The organism is Haloferax marinisediminis (assembly GCF_009674585.1).
Lineage (GTDB): Archaea > Halobacteriota > Halobacteria > Halobacteriales > Haloferacaceae > Haloferax > Haloferax marinisediminis.
The window spans coordinates 45,068-62,437 of record NZ_WKJP01000004.1 but is presented as its reverse complement, the minus strand read 5'-3'; the positions used below and the strand labels follow the sequence as shown (position 1 = coordinate 62,437).

Genomic DNA, 17,370 nt, shown 5'->3' with positions numbered 1-17,370 from the left:
GCCTCACCTACTAAATAGTTTTTCACGAATTTTGCTGCCCGCTCACATTTTTGAGGAATTTTCTGTTTGGTAATCCCAAACAGTTATCAAAGAGGTCGAAGAGGTGGGTGTATGGGTACCAACGGACCGGAACAACGCTCTATCAAGTCGGTCATCACGACGTTTGCAATCGTGGACGAACTAATCGACCGACAGGGTGCTGGAGTGACCGAATTATCCGACGCACTCGACTGTTCGAAGACGACGGTGCACACGCATCTTTCGACACTGTCTCAGCTCGGTTACGTAAGCCAACAGGGTGACGAGTATCACGCGAGTCTTGGGTTCCTCTCGACGGGAAATCGAGTTCGAGAGAACTTCGATTTCTACCACTATGGGGCATCGATTGCGAATTCGCTCGCTGAAAAAACGGGTGAAGTGGTGCACCTCGCTGTCGAGGAGGACCAGATGGTTCATTTCGTTCATGCGACCCGTGGTGGCCCAGAAGCGATCGAGTCTGTGACCCCGATTGGTCGGAAAACGCTACTCCACGCGACGGCGGTGGGAAAAGCGATGTTAGCCCACATGCCGGATGAGTGCCGAGATGCTGTGCTCGATCGAGAGTTAGAACCGATGACGTCGGAGACGATAACTGACCGTGAGCTGCTGGATGAAGAACTCGAACTCGTTCGCGAACGGGGTTTCGCCGTGAACAACCAAGAACAAGTGCTCGGTGCTCGGTCCGTCGCGTGTCCCGTGAAGTACGTCTCTGGTGAACTCATGGGTGCAATAGCCATTAGTGGGCACGCCTCTCGATTAGACGACACTCGAATCGAGGAATTGGCTGCGAGCGTCAGGGGGGCAGCGAACCAGATCGAAATTGACCAAGGGTAACGGTAGTTCGGTTCGTTGAGGGAGTGGCATTTGTCGTTTGCCAATGCCAAACACGATATTGGCGGTATCTGACTTGCATTACGCCTGTACTTGTGTAATGGTCATTGGGTATGTGATTCTTCGTTCCCATTACAAGCATAATTATGTAAAAGAGAGAATCGAAACCCAAACTGCCGAATGCTGTTTTCGTCGGGTCAGGAGCAAAATTTCTGATTAGACACGGTGAAATCTCCGTGAATCTCTTTCTATACTTGTGGACTCTAACTGAGTCTGGCATTCCTCCTCGAATATCGGTCTCAATAGGAGGTCTGTTTGGCAATGACAAACGAAACTTGTCCTACAGTGTCATGTCTCACACGAGTGTTCTGTTATTCTTAGTAGACTCTCCTCTAGTTCAGTTTGTGTGGACAGTGTCTGTTCCTGACGTTCACACGCGAATTATCAGTCAGAACGGGCATTCCGCATGATTTATCTATTGAGTATTTGCACTGACTGTATGCAGCGTGAGACAGCAGAACCACGTGTTGAGCAGTTACCCGGCCCCAAGGCGAGTCAGTGGGTAGATTTCCATCGTCAGTCGTCTGCACCGAGCACGTACGTCTACGACTTCGTTTGGGATATTACGAAAGATGCAGAGGGGCCGTTCTGCACCGATGCTGATGGTAACGTCCTGTTAGATTTCACGAGCCACGTTGCTGCGGCACCACTTGGGTACAACAATCCGAAAATCGTGGATAAACTCCACGAGTTCGACATCGTCGACCCGCTGAAGATTGCGGGACAGGATTTCTACGTTAGCACTGGGGGGACACCGGACGAAACAGATGTTCCCGGTCCAGCACACTTGATGGACAAACTCACCGAAATCACATCGCACTACGACATGGACACTGTCTTCCTCTCGAACTCCGGAGCGGAAGCCGTCGAGAATGCGATCAAGATCTGTTACGATAACTGTGAGCTACCCAAATATGGCATCACGTTCGAAGGTGCCTTCCACGGACGAACGCTCGGTGCACTGTCCCTGAACCGTTCGAAATCGGTTCACAGGCGAAAATTCCCCGAACTGAGCGGTATCCACGACGTCCCCTACTCAGTCGAGGGGGTCGAACGCCTCCGGAAAAAACTCGACTCAAAACACGGTCACATTCCGGCAGAACAAGTCGGGTTCATCATTCTCGAACCAGTCCAAGGTGAAGGTGGCTATCAAGTCCCTGACCCGCAGTTCATGCGCGAACTCGACGAGTTGGCTACCGAACACGACATCCCTGTTATCGCCGACGAAATACAGTCCGGTGTCGGTCGAACAGGTGAGATGTGGGCAGTCGACCACTACGACTTGGACCCGGACGTCATCACGAGTGCCAAGGCCCTCCGCGTCGGTGCAACTATCTCCAGCATGGACATCTTCCCCGAAGAAAAGAGTCGGCTTTCCTCTACGTGGGGTGCCGGAGACATTCTCTCGTCGATTCAGGGCACGCTGACACTCGCTGCCATCGAAGAGCACGACCTTCTCAGTCACGCTGAACAGAAGGGCGAACGCTTACTCGGGCAACTTCGCGACCTTCAGGAACGTCACGAAGATGCCGTGGTCGACGCACGAGGTCTCGGGTTGATGGTCGCCATCGAATTCGATACCAAAGAACGGCGAGACGTTGTCGTCGACGAAGCTCTCAAACGAGGACTGTTGACCCTCGGCTGCGGGAAGAAGGCACTTCGGCTTCTTCCTCCGTTAGATGTCCGTGACCGTGAACTCGACATCGCTGTCGAACTCCTCGACGACTCGATTACTGCGGCGTAATCTACTCGCAGAACTGTCGAAGGGAGATGACGGAGCAGAGGGGCGGGCACCACTGTGAGCGTAGTTTCCGATCCCAAAAAACCCCTGTCGGTATTAGTAACCGTTTGGCCATCGCAAACAATCTGATTTTGATAAGGTCGAGTAAGTACTGTCCGTGCTGTGCCACCTATGACGTAATGGGGGTGTGCTCAGTTGGTAACCCGTTCACATTGATTCGCACTCTGCGAGTTGATCGACCCACCTATACTCGAAACGATGTGTGGTCGTGACAGGCCTACGCTTGTAATAGACGGAAATTGGACTCGTTTCACTCACGACTCGCCCTCAACTCCCCGATACGTTCTCGGCGAAGTGCCTCTCTCCCACTCTGTCTCCTCGTATTTCAGAACGCCTTCCGTGATTCGCAATCGGAATACGAATCTCAGCGGACTCGACATAGACGCTCGTATCTGACCTGCTGTCTGTCGAATCACCCGTTTTCCAGGGAACGTTGACCACTTCTCCGTTACGTCAGTAATTATATTGTTAGACATACTATACAAATTCTGACTTCATATAAGATAACTTACCAAAAATAGTGGCTGAATCCTAAACGCTGGTTTTGGCCCTCAGATAAGCTGAATCCAGATGTGTCACTGACCGAGGGGGCCAATTAATGATTACACTTAGAACCAATCAATAGGATATATGATATAATTGAAATATTACACGTGTGTTGGGTGTTCTGCCCACCACAATCCACCACGGTAAAATAACCACTTCCCGACGGATGAAAGGCCTGAAACCGGTGTCTACGCCGAATATTCGAATATCAGATGCTTCTATCCTCACTGAAACTGCACCCCCCTAGACCGGGATTCGAATACGGTTCTCCCAGAAAGTGACGAAGAAACGTCTACGACGCTGTGGAAATGAAGAGAATGTCACTCGGCGCGGATTCCGACCGCGCTGACGGTGCTCAGTTGAAGTCCGATTCGATGGTGACCGTTACCGACTGGTCCTCGACGTGTAGCGTGTACTCGCCAGGAACCGCTCGAAGTGTTCCTGAGGAGTCGACACGCCCGAGTGACGGTGCGTCGATTGGGATAGTCACTGTCTCCGCTTTCCCTGCGTCGAGTGAGACTCGTTCGAACCCACAGAGTTCCCGAACAGGAGTGACTCGCGAACTAGCATGGTCGGTGACGTACACGTGCACAACGGTCGAACCGGACCGGTCGCCGACGTTCTCGACCGGGACCTCGACGGTCGTCGTCCCGTGTGGAGGAAGGGTCTCTTCGGTGACCGACACGGAACCGAACTCGAAGTCGGTGTAACTCAGCCCGTGCCCGAACTCGAACAGCGGGTCGTACGACGAGAGATGTTCCTCCGAACCAATCGGCGTGGGGTGAGGGAAGTGGTTGAACCGAGTCGGCAGGTGGCCAGTCGAGCGCGGAATCGAGATGGGCAATCGCCCACCGGGGTCACACACGCCGAAGAGTGTTTCAGCCACTGCCTGCCCGCCCATCGTTCCGGGGTAGTAAGCCATCAACAGCGAAGGGAGGTTGCTCGCCATCCAGTCGACGGCCAGTGGCCGACCGGTGACGAGTACCCCGACGACGGGTGTTCCCGTCTCGTGGAGTGCTTTCACGAGGTCACGTTGTGCATCGGGAAGCGTGAGTGTGGTTCGGTTCGGGAACTCGTCCATCGCTGTACCGCTCTCTTCGGTGGGGCCGAACTCGTGGAGATACCAGTTCTCTCCGACTGCGACGATTGCGACGTCGGCATCTTCTGCGGCCGCCACGGCAGCGTCGATGTCGAGTCGTTCGTTCATCGTGGCACCCTGTTCGTAGGTTACCGTCCCGTTACAGACGGATTCGATTCCGTCTCTGATGGTGACGACGTCGGTTCCTTCCGGGTCCGGAACACTCCATCCACCGAGTTGGTGGATGGGATCGTCGGCGTTTGGTCCCGCGACGAGGACGTCTGCGTCGGGGTCCAGCGGGAGCGTCTCGTCGTTCTGGAGGAGTGTCATCGACTTCCGTGCTGTCTCCAGTGCTTCGGAGCGATGCGCGTCGCTTCCGACGACGTCCCGAGCTTCGTTCGGGTCGACGAAGGGGTCTTCGAACAGTCCGAGACGGAACTTGAGGCTGAGTACACGTCTGAGACTAGCGTCGAGGACCTGTTCGGATAACTCCCCGTCTTCGACGAGCGATACGATGTTGTCTGCGTGTGCAGTTGCGTCGACTGACGCCACGTCGAGCCCCGCAGTACGGGTCATCTGCACCGATCCTCGGTGGTCATCCGTCACGTGGTGGTCTTCGTGAAGCATGTTGACGCCGCCCCAGTCCGAGACGATTGTCCCGTCGAATCCGAGGTCTCCCCGGAGCAGGTCAGTGAGATACTCGCGTGACCCGTGTGCTGGACGACCGTCGATTGCGTTGTAACACGGCATGACGGACGCGACTCCTTCGTCGAGTGCATCGAGGAACGACGGTAAGAACACGTTACGGAGGAGATACGAGGAAACCTCGACTGGTGCAGTGTCCTCCCCACGGACTGGTTCGCTGTAAGCAGGGAAGTGTTTGGCCGTGGCGACTACCGACTCTGGGTCATCGAGGCCATCGCCCTGGTACCCCCGTACCATCGCGGCAGCGAACCGACCACAGAGAAACGGACTCTCGCCGAACGTCTCGAAGGTTCGGCCCCATCGCGGTTCCCGAGCGACGTCACAGGTGGGTGAATAGTTCTGGTGCGCCCCAGTCTTCCTGACTTCAGTTGCAGTGATGTCCGCGATCGTCTCTGCCCCCGACTCGTCCCAGGTTGCCGCCATCCCGAGTCCGTTCGGAAACGCGGTCCCTTCGGCGACGTATGCGTGCCCGTGTACGGCATCTACGTTGAACAGTAGTGGAATCCCGAGTCGTGTCTCCGTGAGTGCAACCTCCTGAAGTCGATTGACCGTCTCGACCACGTCGTCGAGACGAGCGTCGACAGCACCGGCCCACCCGAACGATGCAACCGCACCGATGGTGTACTCCGTGACTTCAGCTTCGACGTCTTCGACCGATTTTAACTCGCCGAGCTGTCCCGCCCACGTCCCGACGAGTTGGCCCGCCTTCTCCGTGAGCGTCATCCGGTCGATGAGGTCCTCGACGCGCCGCTCGGTCGAGAGACTGTCATCTCTGTATGGGGGGTGCGTGCTTTCTGACTGCATACTGCGAAGAGAAATTCCGCTGCTATTTATAAATTTGCCAACCGGTGGCAAACCAACCGCTCAGGTAGTCTCGTTCAACGGTGCAGCGACGACGGGGCCATCCTTCGTCACCCGTAGCCGTTGGTTCACCGCGACATCCTCGAAGGTCCGCGTCGTTCCATCGGGCCACTCCACTTTGAGCGTCACACTGTCGTGGGTGCCCACCCCGACGTGTTCGACGCGCGTATCCTGCGAGAGGTAGTCGACGTTTGCAGACTGTTGAATCACGTGCGTGTCTGCGCCAGCGTGGACGGTGACGACTGCACCGAGCGCAGTCGCGTCGTTCTCGTCGACGACACGCAACTGGAGCGAGTTCTGCCCTGCCGTGTCTGCCTCGTTGTCGTACACGACGAATGCGTCGTCGTAGGTCGCAACGACTAGCTCTTGCTCACCATCGTGGTCGTAGTCGAGTGTTGCGAGACCGCGACCGTCGGTCTCGCGCATACTGTGGGTGCTCGCGTTCACACTGGCGAACTCGCCACCGTCTCCTTGGAAGACCATCGGATAGGTGTACACCGGGTCGTCACGGTCGATTCGGACGACAATCTGGGTCGTATGGACGATATCACGGTCTCCGTCGTTGTCGAAGTCCGTCGCACTCGCGGCCCATCCCCACCCGCCGTGGCGGACGTTCAGCTCGTCTGCTCGGTCGGCGAACTCACCGTCGCCCTGGTTGACTAACAGCGTGTTGCCCTTGGTTCGCCCCGAGTGGACGACGAAGTCGAGCAGTCGTTTGAGCCGCTCGTACCGCTCTTTAGACATGTTTCCTTTCAGTTTCGGGAACCAGATGTTCGAGACGAACACGTCTGGACGCCCGTCGTTGGTGACGTCCGCAACCTCTGAGGCCATCCCATTCCGTGCAGTCGAACCACCGAGGGTCCGCCGGTCGAACGTTCCGTCTCCGGTGTTGATGTAGAGCGTATCGTTGTTGTAGTCGTTCGCAACGTGGATGTCCGGGTACCCATCTCCAGTCAGGTCGACGAAACTCGCCGCTAGACTCCAGTGGTTCCCCGAGATGCTCTCTGAGTCGACACGACGGAACTCTCCACCGACGTTCTCGTAGAGGTAGTTCGTGTTACCGTTGTCCTCCGTGATTCGCTCGTCGAGACTGAAATACCCCTCCGGCTTGCTCTCGTGCCACGACCCCGATTGGTAGACGAACAGGTCGGTGTCACCATCCCGGTCGTAGTCCGCCGCAGTTGCACCGAGCGGATAGGTGAGGTTCCCGACTCCGTAGTCGGCCCGGACGAACTGCCCACCGTCGTTCCGGAACGCCACCACCGAACCATCGTGGGCGAATAAGAACAGGTCCGTCCATCCGTCTCGTTCGACGTCGACGAAGACTGCGCTCTTGATGCTGCGGTCCACTGTCTGCAGGGCGTCGCTCTTGACGAACTGCCCACCGTCGTTCACGAACAGTGCTGGACTCTCACCACCGATGGTTAGCAGGTCTGGCCAGGAATCTTTGTTCACGTCCGCGACGTAGACTCCGGAGTTCCCGCTTCCCACTCCGCTTCCGACTGCTTCGTAGTCGAGTCCCGACTGGTCAGTAACGTCTGAGAACGCCAGCCGTGCGGGTTCAGGAGCATCGGTGTCCTGTTCGAGATACGATGGACCGAGTGAGATTCCCGCGAGGACGACTGCGAAGGCCAGCGCGATTGTGAGCACGTGTTTGGTGTCCACTTAGACCACCGGCAGAGACCGCTTTTCACGAGGTGGTGCCAGATAGCTCCCTCTGCGAACGGTTTCGAGGTAATCGACGATGCCGTGGTCTTTCGCAGGAATGTCGAAGTCGTACTCGTCGGGGTTCATCGCTTTCCGCGTCTCGACGAAGTCCTCGATGGTTCGCTGAACGGAGTTGAATTCGAAGCCTGCACCGTCGTGCTGACTCGTCGCGACACCCTCTGTCCTGCGGAGGATTCGTGCTTCGAACTCGTCGTCTCGCGCCCGAGCGACCTTCTGCGTGTGCCCGACACGACCGTACGACTCGGCGTCTTTCTCGATCCGGTCGACATCTTCCTGGGTAATGCCGCTGTCACTCCCGAGTTTCTCGCCCGTCGGTCCCACATCGTCTGTCCCGTGAGCGGGGCAGAACATCTCCGCGACGCGCTCTTCATCACGCTGGTCGTACCATCGGTCGAGGTCGATGACGAGCGTGGAGGAAGCGATTGTCGACCCCCCGGCGAAGGGCCCCGACGTCAGCGTGACCGCGTCCTCCGCTGGGAGATTGTCGCTAAATCCGGATTTGAACCCCATCGAGAGCGGTGCATCCTCTGGAATCCGCTCTTCTTCCAGTTTGTCCGCAGGGAGCCCTTTTCCAACGTAGCCGGTGTGACGCCCCGCCTTCGAGAACACACCTTCGAACGTCGCATCCACGGACACTCCGTTCACCTCGTCGACTTCGCCAAACAGTGCTGCCTCTGCGCCGAGGACGACAGAACCGATGTCGCTCGTCAGCAGCAGTATCGCATCGTATGGGTCTGCTTTTGTGGGGTCTTCCCCGACGGTATCGAGGACGTCCTCTGGTGTCGTGAGTGAGGACGGAATCTCCCCCATCGATTCGAAATATCGTGGTGCGTACCCAAGCATGAAAAGGAGCCCACGGTTGAATGCAGCACCAGCGTTACCACCGGTCCCCCACTGGTAGGCCAGTTCGATGGTTTCGAGAGCGCGTTCCACCTGTTCGCGCTCTGCTGCTGTCGGTGGAACCGACCCTTCGTACGTGAGTCCGACTGCGACGAGCTGCTGGGGTGGGACTGTGTTTCCGTGTGCATCTCGAACGAGATACTTACCCCACCGATGCTGCCCGGTCGGCACTGTTTCTGGATCGCCACGAGGGAACTCAGGTGACGACGGCGGTTCGTCTTCTACGGACTGTGTCGTCACGTCGCCCGTGGATGACTGTTCTCGTTCCATACACGCCGTGAGGGCACTCGTCCCGCCGATTGCCACCGCTGCGGTGACGAAGTCGCGTCGGGAGAGCCCCCGTTCTCTGTTTGGGCTCACTGACCGTGGTAACGAGTGTCTCCTTATAGTTCTTGCGTGCAGTACAGTTTCTGTCGCCAGAATATCGACGTAATTTGGTGTTTCAGCGTGTCTGCTGGCGCTTATGCCGCACCCAAATGTGGGTACCATGCAAATGTTTATTAACAATGGGTTAGGTTTCTTATCAGTAAGCCATGTCAGACAGTACTGACCGCTATAGCGATCTCGTTAGCCGACGCCGTTTTGTCGAACTGACCGGTGCATCCGGAATAGCCGCTCTCGCAGGCTGTACCGGTGGCTCGGACGACAACTCCGAGAACGACACCACCGACGATAGTTCGGGAGGTGGCGGTTCGAACGATGGTTCGGGAGACGAGTCGACCGACTCGGGAGGACCAAGCGTCGTGGACAAGACCTTGGTCGGTGCCACGAACAATGGCGTCCCGACGAACCTGCACCTGAATCCGGAAGCGACTCAGAACTACGACCCTCGCGCAGGGAACTTCGTCTTCGAGCGCTTTGCGGCCTACAACTTCAACACGAAGGAGTTCGAGATGGGCGCACTCGAGGAGTGGGCCATCGATGAAGAGACGGTGACGCTCACGCTCCGCGACGACCTGAAGTGGGACACCGGTGAGGACGTGACCGCCCGTGACGTCTTAACTCAGTTCCGTCTCATGAAGAAGATGGGCGCATCGCTCTGGGACTTCACCGAGAGCGTCGAACAGGGCGGAGACGACAAAACGGTCGTTCTCAACCTGAAGCGACCATCTAACCCGGAGGTCATCAAACATACTCTCGCAAACGGGTCGCTTCGACTGTACGCCTACCACCCGACGTTCGAACAGTTCCTCGACAAGGACGCTGAGGAACTCCAGCAGTTCAAGTGGGAAAACGACGTGGTTGCGAGTGGCCCCTTCTCGGTCGAGTCGAAGTCCAAACAGTCGTGGGAACTCACGCGGAATCCCGAGTATTACGGCGCCGACAACGTCAACTTCGCGGGTATCTCGCTGCTCTCGCGAGGAGACAACACCGCGCTCCAGCAGGGACTGATGGGTCGCGAACTCGACTTCGTCACGAGTCTCTTCGCACCGCCGAAGATCGTCGCCAACTTCCCCGACTCCGTCGAGGAGATTTCCATCTCCGCGAAGTGGGGGTACGGTGTGTTGTTCAACCACGATGACCCCGACTTCGGGAAGCGAAAAGTCCGACAAGCCGTCGCGCACGTCATCAACCGACAGCAAGTCGCCGAGAACGCAGGACCGCGAACGAAGGCACCCGCACCGAAGGTCACTGGTGTCGCACCGAACGACCAAGAGGCGTGGCTCGGTGACGCCTACGATTCGTTCGAGAGCTACGGAATGGCCGAATCCCAGACGGAGAAGGCTGCGTCACTCCTCCGTGAGGCTGGCTACTCGAAAGAGGGCGGCACGTGGAAACACAGCAGTGGCCGGACCCTTGGCGGGACGTACTACACGCCCGCTGGGTGGACGGACTGGACCACGGCGACGAACACCGTCGTCGACCAGTTGAACTCCTTCGGCTTCGACTTCGAAATCAGTCAGAAGCCCACTGGCGACTACTTCGGTGGCTACATCGAGGGCAACTTCAAAATTGGTGCATTCTACTGGATGCCTGGTGGGGCACGGTCGGCGTTCCCGTACTTCCCGCTGCGCTGGCAGCTTAACATCCCGGACATCGACGGCGGTCACAACTTCTCGGAGGGCGAACAGACTGTCCCCGGAATGGACGGCGGCGAGATGACCATCGACCCACTGTCGGAGATACAGGAGGTGTCGACCACGCAGGACCGAGCAAAGACCGAGGAGATCATCAAGCGTGTCGCGTGGCACCACAACCAGAACCTCCCAGTCCTCGGACTGGTGTCGAAGTTGGACCAGTCGTGGCTCACCGACGACGAGTGGAACGTCCCGGAGGCGGGCAGTGACGAACGAGCAGTCAAGTGGCCAAGCGAGTGGCTCCCACGTCAGGGTGAGCTCACGGCCAAGAAATGAGCGGACCGGACACACGTAACGATGAGTAACTACTACGTTCGCCGGACGGCTCGGGTGTTCGTCACCATCTTCGCGGTGGCAACGCTCACGTTCGGACTGATACGCCTCCTGCCCGGGGGACCGTTCACGCAGCTGCGCGCACAGTTGCTCCGCCAGGGCGTCCCGGCCTCAGAGGTCGACGCCCGAATCGCGAACCTCCAGAACATCAATCCTGACGCCCCGCTCTGGCAGCAGTATCTGGAGTACATGGGTTCAGTAGCCCAGGGGAACTTCGGCGAGTCGATATCGCTCGGAGAGCCAGTTGTACGTATCATCGCCGAAGCGGTGCCGTGGACGGTGTTCGTCGTCCTCGTGTCGACGATTCTCATGTTCGCCATCGGTATCTTCCTCGGGTCGTTGCAGGCCTACTGGGAAGGGTCGCGGTTCGACAAAGCGTTCAGTGGACTCTCGATTGCCCTGATGTCGATTCCGTTCTACGTCGTCGCAGTCATCTCCCTCTACGTCTTCGCGTACCAGTGGGGTTGGTTGCCGACGGCGGGCACCGTCGGCGCCAGCGTCGAGAAGGAACTGAGCATTCCGTTCTTGCTCAGCGCACTCGAACACAGTATCCTCCCCATCTTCTCGTACACGCTGGGCGGAATCGGTGGTCAGGCACTGGCTATGCGCGGGAACAGTATCCAGGTGCTCGGTAACGACTACGTTCGTGTCGCCAGACTTCGGGGGCTTGCGGACCACCGAATCGCCACGCGATACGTCGCGAGAAACGCCATCTTACCGATGTACACTGGATTCTTGCTCCTCCTCGGCTTCCGTCTCTCCGGGACCGTCATTCTGGAGCAGATCTTCTCGTACACTGGCCTCGGGTACTACATGTTCGCTGCACTCAAGGCGAACGACTACCCGCTCATGATGGCGACGTTCCTCGTCATCACCGTCGCACTCATCGTCGGCGTCTACATCGCCGACCTGACGTACAGCAAGATCGACCCACGAATCAGCGCCGGAGGTTCCGATGAAGCGTACTGAGGGAAGCGAGCCCAGCACGCTCGTTACAGACGGTGGCAGTGTCGACTGGCGAGGTTCGAGTTCGTCGTCGGTAACGGTGACTCGTGAGGAGCGACTGCGCGAGATGTACGAGGAGAACTTCGTGAAACCGATGATCGTCGCGTGGTCGGACAGCAGAACCCGACTCGGACTGCTTATCATCGGCTTCTACTTCCTGATTGCGCTCGTGGCCATCCTCGGCCTCTGGCGAGAACCGTCGACGAGTCAGGCACCACGATACCTGATGTTGTTCGAGAACATGACGTATCCGCTCGGGACGACTGCATCCGGGACGGACCTCGCTGCACTCATCATTCACTCGACGCCAGACATCCTGTTGATGGTCGCTTCGGGTGGACTCTGGGCAACCGGCATCGCCGTTCTCGTCGGAACCGTCGCTGGCTACAAAGGCGGGACCGTCGGACGCGTGTTGATGTCGATCTCGGACTTCGTAATGGCCATCCCCGGCCTCCCGCTGGTGATGATCCTCGCGATTACGTTCAACCCCAAGAATCCCATCCTGCTCGGCATCATCATCAACATCAACTACTGGGCGGGCCTCGGCCGGTCCATCCACTCGCAGGTGCTGACTATCCGTGAGAACAACTACGTCGAAGCGTCGCGGACGATGGGCGTGAGTACGCCGCGAATCATCCTGAAGGACGTCATTCCGAACCTCATGCCGTACGTGACGGTCAACTTCGTGTTCGCCGCACGGTACGTCGTGTTCGCCTCCATCGGCCTGTTCTTCCTCGGTGTGTTGCCGTACTCCGACCAGAACTGGGGTGTCACCCTGAACTTCGCGTACAGTGGCGGTGCCCTGTTCTCTTGGAGTGCTGCGCACTGGCTTCTCGTCCCGATGGTCGCCATCATTGGGCTCTCGATTGGACTCATTCTCCTCGGGCAGGGGATGGACCGTGTGTTCAACCCGCGTGTCCGCACCCGCCTCGCGGGTGAGTCCGAATCGACGGCCGTCACCGACGAGAAAGATACTGGCATGACGGAGGTACTGTAGATGACTGCCGAACAACACGGCACAGCCGAAACCACGACATCCATGACGACAGACGACCCAATCATCGAAGTCCGCAACGCGGCCGTCACGTACGACGGCGGCGAAACGTTCGTGTTGGACCACGTGAGTGCGTCCATCGAACGTGGGGAAATCCTTGGCGTCGTCGGCGAGAGCGGCAGCGGAAAGTCCATGTTCGCCGACTCGTTGCTCAACGCCGTTCCCGACCCCGGACGACTCACAGGTGAGATTCTCTACCACCGCGACGATGGAACTACCGTCGACGTGTTGAGGCTCTCAGACGACGAACTACGGGAACTCCGGTGGGAAGAGATTGCCATGGTTTTCCAGGGAGCGATGAGTTCGTTCAACCCGACGATGAAGATCGGTGGGCACTTCAAAGAGACGCTGAAGGCTCACGATGCGCACGTCCCCTCGGGGATGGAGCTCGCTCGGGAACTCCTCTCTGACCTGTACCTCGACCCGGAGCGCGTGCTCGGGTCGTACCCCCACGAGCTTTCGGGCGGGATGCAACAACGTGCGCTCATCGCACTCTCTCTCATCCTCGAACCGGAGGTGCTGGTGATGGACGAACCGACCGCAGCGCTCGACCTCTTGATGCAGCGTTCCATCTTGACGCTGCTCGAAGACTTACAGGAGAAGTACGACCTGACGATGGTGTTCATCACTCACGACCTCCCACTGGTCGCCGAACTCGCCGACCGGATGGCTGTGATGTACGCCTTCCAACTCATCGAAGTCGCCGACCGTGAGCAACTCATCGGAAACAGTGGGCACCCGTACACGCGAGCGTTGCTCAACGCGACGCCCGACATCGAAGCACCACTCGAAGAGATGCGACCAATCGAAGGGCAGAGCCCAGCACCAATCAACGTTCCAGCGGGGTGCTCTTTCGCCCCACGGTGTCCACTCGCGACCGAAGAATGCCGAACTGTCGACCCGGCGTTCAGCCAACTCGAAGACGGCCACACCGTCGCGTGTCACCATGCAGAAGATGCCAGAGACGCGATTGCACTCCATTTCGAGCGTGCCACTGACTCCATCCCAGCATCAGGAGGTGATGGTTCGTGAGCCAAGCCAATGAGGCCGCGACGAGTCTCGACCAGCGCGACGAACCACTCATCTCGCTCGACAACGTCGAAGTCCACTTCGAAAAAGAACAGGGACTGTTCGACTTCTTCGAAGACCCGGACGTTGTTCGAGCCGTCGATGGCGTCTCGCTCGATATCGAGGAGAACGACGTCCTCGCCCTCGTGGGCGAAAGTGGCTGTGGAAAGACCACGCTCGGAAAGACTGTCATCGGTCTCCAGCGACCGACGGGTGGGTCTGTGAAGTACAGAGGACAGGACATCTGGGCTGCAAAAGATGGGAAAGGAGAGATTTCGTTCGACGAAATTCGCACGTCACTCCAGATTATCCATCAGGACCCCGGAAGTTCGCTCAATCCGAATCGGCGAATCCTGAACATCCTCGCTGAACCGATCAAACTCACCCATCCCGACGTTGGTGCAGAGGAACGCCGTAAGCGAGTTCACTCACTACTTGAGCGCGTCGGAATGAACCCCGCTGCTGACTTTGCCGACCGATATCCTCACCAACTCAGCGGTGGCGAGCAACAGCGGGTTGCGCTCGCTCGGGCGCTGTTGATGAACCCTGACGTCATCCTCGCTGACGAGGCGATAAGTGCACTCGACGTCTCCCTCCGGGTCGAGATGATGGACCTCATGCTCGACCTCCAGAAGGACTTCGACACCTCGTTCGTCTTCGTCTCTCACGACCTCTCGAACGCACGGTACTTCGCAGAGCACGGAAACGGCCGTATTGGCGTGATGTACCTCGGAAATCTGGTCGAAGTCGGGCCGGCAGAGAAGCTCATCGACGACCCGAGCCATCCCTACACGAACGTGCTTCGCTGGGCGACGCCCAACCTGTCTGGACACTCAGAGTCCAGTGAGCCACCGATGCGAAAAATCGACATTCCGGACCCGGTCAATCCACCGAGTGGCTGCCGCTTCCACACCCGGTGTCCGGAGGCACGCGAGGCGTGTCAGAAAACGGTTCCACAGTTATCTGACGGGAACGATGGGCACCGAGTTGCGTGCTTCAGGAACGACCCAGACCACGACTACTGGAACAGCGAGCCGTTAACAGACTAAGAACGGGTGAGTCACGGAGCGTGGCTCTCACGAAGCTTCTTTTTTTTAAATCTACACGGGAAGACGTTTCTCGACTCCGAACGAGATGCGACGAACAATCAGTCGAACCGGGAGGTTGATAGTTCGTGCTAGATAGCACAGTGTATGGCACGTCTAGAGACCGTCATCGATGTAATCTGCGACCAGCGTGACCGTTTCCCGCTGTTCATCGCCATCGCCATCGTGATGGGCCTTCTTCTCGGCTTCTCGTTCCTGTTCCTCGAACCGGGTACTGCTGCGTACGCGATTGCACTCGTCGATGCTGTCCTCGTGGTCCTCACGTTGGTTGGCTTCGGCGCTGGGTATTGGCTCTGTACGAAACGTGCGATGGAGGAGTGACGCAGGTTCTGACAGAGGACTCCCGTCTCGTGTGAAGAACTCTACAGAGCTGAATCAGGCTTCGAGGAACTCGGCAGTCGCCGCAGCGAGTGCGGCGACGTCTTCGTCTGGGTCCGCTTCGGCCATTCGTTGGAGTGTGGGGACGATGGAGTCAGCGCCGAGGAAGCCGACTGTTTCGATGGCGTGTGCTCTAACACGTCGGTCGTCGTGGTCGAGACAATCGAGTAGCGTGTCGTCGACAGCAATCACGGTCGGGTCGTCTTGGGCGACAGCAGAGAGTGCGGTGAGACCCGCCCCGATGACGACTGGATCTTCGTCAGAGAGTAACTTCGTAAGCAGTGGTATCTCTTCGTGGAGTTCTGTTGGTGCTGTCTGCGCGCAAGCAGCGACGACGTGACTAAGCAGTCTTCGTGCGGTTTCCAAATCCCGTTGTTCACTCTGCTGGTGCTCTCGTATCGTCTGTCGGGTCGTGGGGTCAGTGACTGTGTCGGTGAACGTGTCGACGTCTTCGAGCACCTCCACGTTCAGGATACTCTCTACCAGTGTTCCAACGTGAGGGACACATGCACGTGGGTGCTCTGCTGTCAGTGCAGCCAGACAGCGGGCCCCTCCGAGCGTTATTCCGCTCAACTCAGACTGGGTGACGCTAACGAGGTCCGACAGACACGACTCGAGCATCGTTGGCTCTGTGGCGGCCACATCAGTCAGTACTGACAGTGCAGCTTGCACGACCGCGGTAGAGTCGTCGTGTAGTCGCGCTCCGATATCGTGGATGAGGGGCAGAAGTGAGTCGACGTCTCGTCCAGCGAGTCCTTCGCAAACGCTGCAGGCACGTTGGCGAACGATCGGGTCCGCCGAACTGAGCGCTGCTTTAACCTCTGCCGTGTCGACCTTCGAAGGTTGGACACTGCCTGGTTGTACGTCCTCCAGAGGTGTCTCTCCAGCATCGAGCATACTGTGTGACTGATTCTCGCTGGTCAGCAAATACGTATCGGTGATATTGCCGTCCTGTGCTTCTATCTGGCTTGTCGTTCTTCACCTCTCGTTCTTCATTTTTCGCTCTCTGACTTTGCGCGTTGAGTATCGTAATTGAAATGGGGAGTTTAGAAAACATACGTTAAAATATCATGTTTTGTGGCGCTATTGTTCGTGTCGCTCGTACTGAAACGCGAGGTCGTGTTCCAGGGCCTCTCATCGACTCGTAGCAATCTATGGCCAGGTCATCCGACGGTGGAAACGGCGCGTTTCCTCGCAGTTTCATCCACATTAATCATAACTTTGGCCAATCTTCGCTTGATGGGTTGAATGTTCACTCTACTCGCTCTGGTGTGATGTCGTGCGTATCAGTGTGGTTCAAAATCCAGTCGATCACCTGTGACCTCGACTACTACATCGCGCTTCTCAATCGAATGAACTGTGTGAAATATATGAAAACTGAGTAGTATCGAAATCAGAGACAAACTGAGTTTCGATACCGATCGTCAGCTGTGTCTCGGAACCGTGTGTCGGTGCCAGTCTGGGTTTGGTTTCAAACAGTGTGACTGAGGGCGAACTCACTGAGCGTTTTCAGAGGAACGTACGACTTCGAGTTCGTCCCATCTTGGTGGGTTTACCACGGAGTGTGCTGTCGACCCCACTCGTGTTCGGTCCAGACGAAGCGCTGTCGAAGCGACAGTCGTCAGTTTACTCGATGGATGTATACAATTCTCCAACCGTTAGCCACTGCGTTGAACTGCCGCCGGGCAATCGATTACCGTGATGAGTGAACTGACAATCTCACTCTGGGAATGTTAGTATTTACGCGGATTTAAATTAATATTCTTAAGTCAAATTACGCATACAATAACCTTATCAAA

Annotated in this window: 12 protein-coding genes; 8 read left to right on the top strand and 4 right to left on the bottom strand. The window is 57.4% G+C overall.

Annotated features, from left to right (window positions below; genetic code table 11):
- The first annotated feature begins 111 nt into the window (after positions 1 to 111).
- Positions 112 to 873 (top strand): IclR family transcriptional regulator, encoded by a 762-nt coding sequence (locus GJR98_RS14905; protein WP_151139525.1) that lies wholly within the window; start codon positions 112 to 114, stop codon positions 871 to 873.
- A 496-nt stretch (positions 874 to 1,369) separates the two neighbouring features.
- Positions 1,370 to 2,674: a class-III pyridoxal-phosphate-dependent aminotransferase gene (locus GJR98_RS14900; RefSeq protein WP_151139524.1), complete on the top strand. Its 1,305-nt coding sequence runs from the start codon at positions 1,370 to 1,372 to the stop codon at positions 2,672 to 2,674.
- A 958-nt stretch (positions 2,675 to 3,632) separates the two neighbouring features.
- On the opposite strand, the gene GJR98_RS14895 is transcribed toward GJR98_RS14900, so the two are convergent.
- Genes GJR98_RS14895 through GJR98_RS14885 form a run of 3 tightly spaced genes read right to left on the bottom strand, consistent with a single transcriptional unit; the run spans position 3,633 to position 8,909 of the window.
- Entirely contained in the window at positions 3,633 to 5,864 is a 2,232-nt protein-coding gene (locus GJR98_RS14895) for a glycoside hydrolase family 3 N-terminal domain-containing protein (protein ID WP_394349874.1), read from the bottom strand.
- A 60-nt stretch (positions 5,865 to 5,924) separates the two neighbouring features.
- A complete protein-coding gene (locus GJR98_RS14890) occupies positions 5,925 to 7,586 on the bottom strand; it encodes a CRTAC1 family protein (RefSeq protein WP_151139523.1) in 1,662 nt (553 codons plus the stop codon).
- Complete coding sequence (locus GJR98_RS14885; RefSeq protein ID WP_151139522.1) at positions 7,587 to 8,909, bottom strand: DUF7405 family protein; 1,323 nt, start codon at positions 8,907 to 8,909, stop codon at positions 7,587 to 7,589.
- Between the two features lie 173 nt (positions 8,910 to 9,082).
- Between GJR98_RS14885 and GJR98_RS14880 the strand changes: the two genes are divergently transcribed.
- From GJR98_RS14880 to GJR98_RS14855, 6 genes are all read left to right on the top strand, one after another.
- A complete protein-coding gene (locus GJR98_RS14880) occupies positions 9,083 to 10,903 on the top strand; it encodes an ABC transporter substrate-binding protein (RefSeq protein ID WP_449271769.1) in 1,821 nt (606 codons plus the stop codon).
- Positions 10,904 to 10,924: 21 nt separating this feature from the next.
- Positions 10,925 to 11,929, top strand: a complete 1,005-nt coding sequence (locus GJR98_RS14875; protein ID WP_151139521.1) for an ABC transporter permease — start codon at positions 10,925 to 10,927, stop codon at positions 11,927 to 11,929.
- Complete coding sequence (locus GJR98_RS14870) at positions 11,916 to 12,962, top strand: ABC transporter permease (protein ID WP_151139520.1); 1,047 nt, start codon at positions 11,916 to 11,918, stop codon at positions 12,960 to 12,962. Before GJR98_RS14875 ends, GJR98_RS14870 begins: the two co-directional genes overlap by 14 nt.
- Positions 12,963 to 13,004: 42 nt before the next feature.
- Positions 13,005 to 14,051 (top strand): ABC transporter ATP-binding protein, encoded by a 1,047-nt coding sequence (locus tag GJR98_RS14865; RefSeq protein ID WP_151139698.1) that lies wholly within the window; start codon positions 13,005 to 13,007, stop codon positions 14,049 to 14,051.
- Positions 14,048 to 15,136: an ABC transporter ATP-binding protein gene (locus tag GJR98_RS14860; RefSeq protein WP_151139519.1), complete on the top strand. Its 1,089-nt coding sequence runs from the start codon at positions 14,048 to 14,050 to the stop codon at positions 15,134 to 15,136. Before GJR98_RS14865 ends, GJR98_RS14860 begins: the two co-directional genes overlap by 4 nt.
- 144 nt (positions 15,137 to 15,280) lie before the next feature.
- A complete protein-coding gene (locus tag GJR98_RS14855) occupies positions 15,281 to 15,514 on the top strand; it encodes a hypothetical protein (protein ID WP_151139518.1) in 234 nt (77 codons plus the stop codon).
- Between the two features lie 54 nt (positions 15,515 to 15,568).
- Here the strand turns inward: GJR98_RS14855 and GJR98_RS14850 are convergent, their stop codons facing one another.
- A complete protein-coding gene (locus GJR98_RS14850) occupies positions 15,569 to 16,468 on the bottom strand; it encodes a HEAT repeat domain-containing protein (protein WP_151139517.1) in 900 nt (299 codons plus the stop codon).
- Between the last annotated feature and the right edge of the window lie 902 nt (positions 16,469 to 17,370).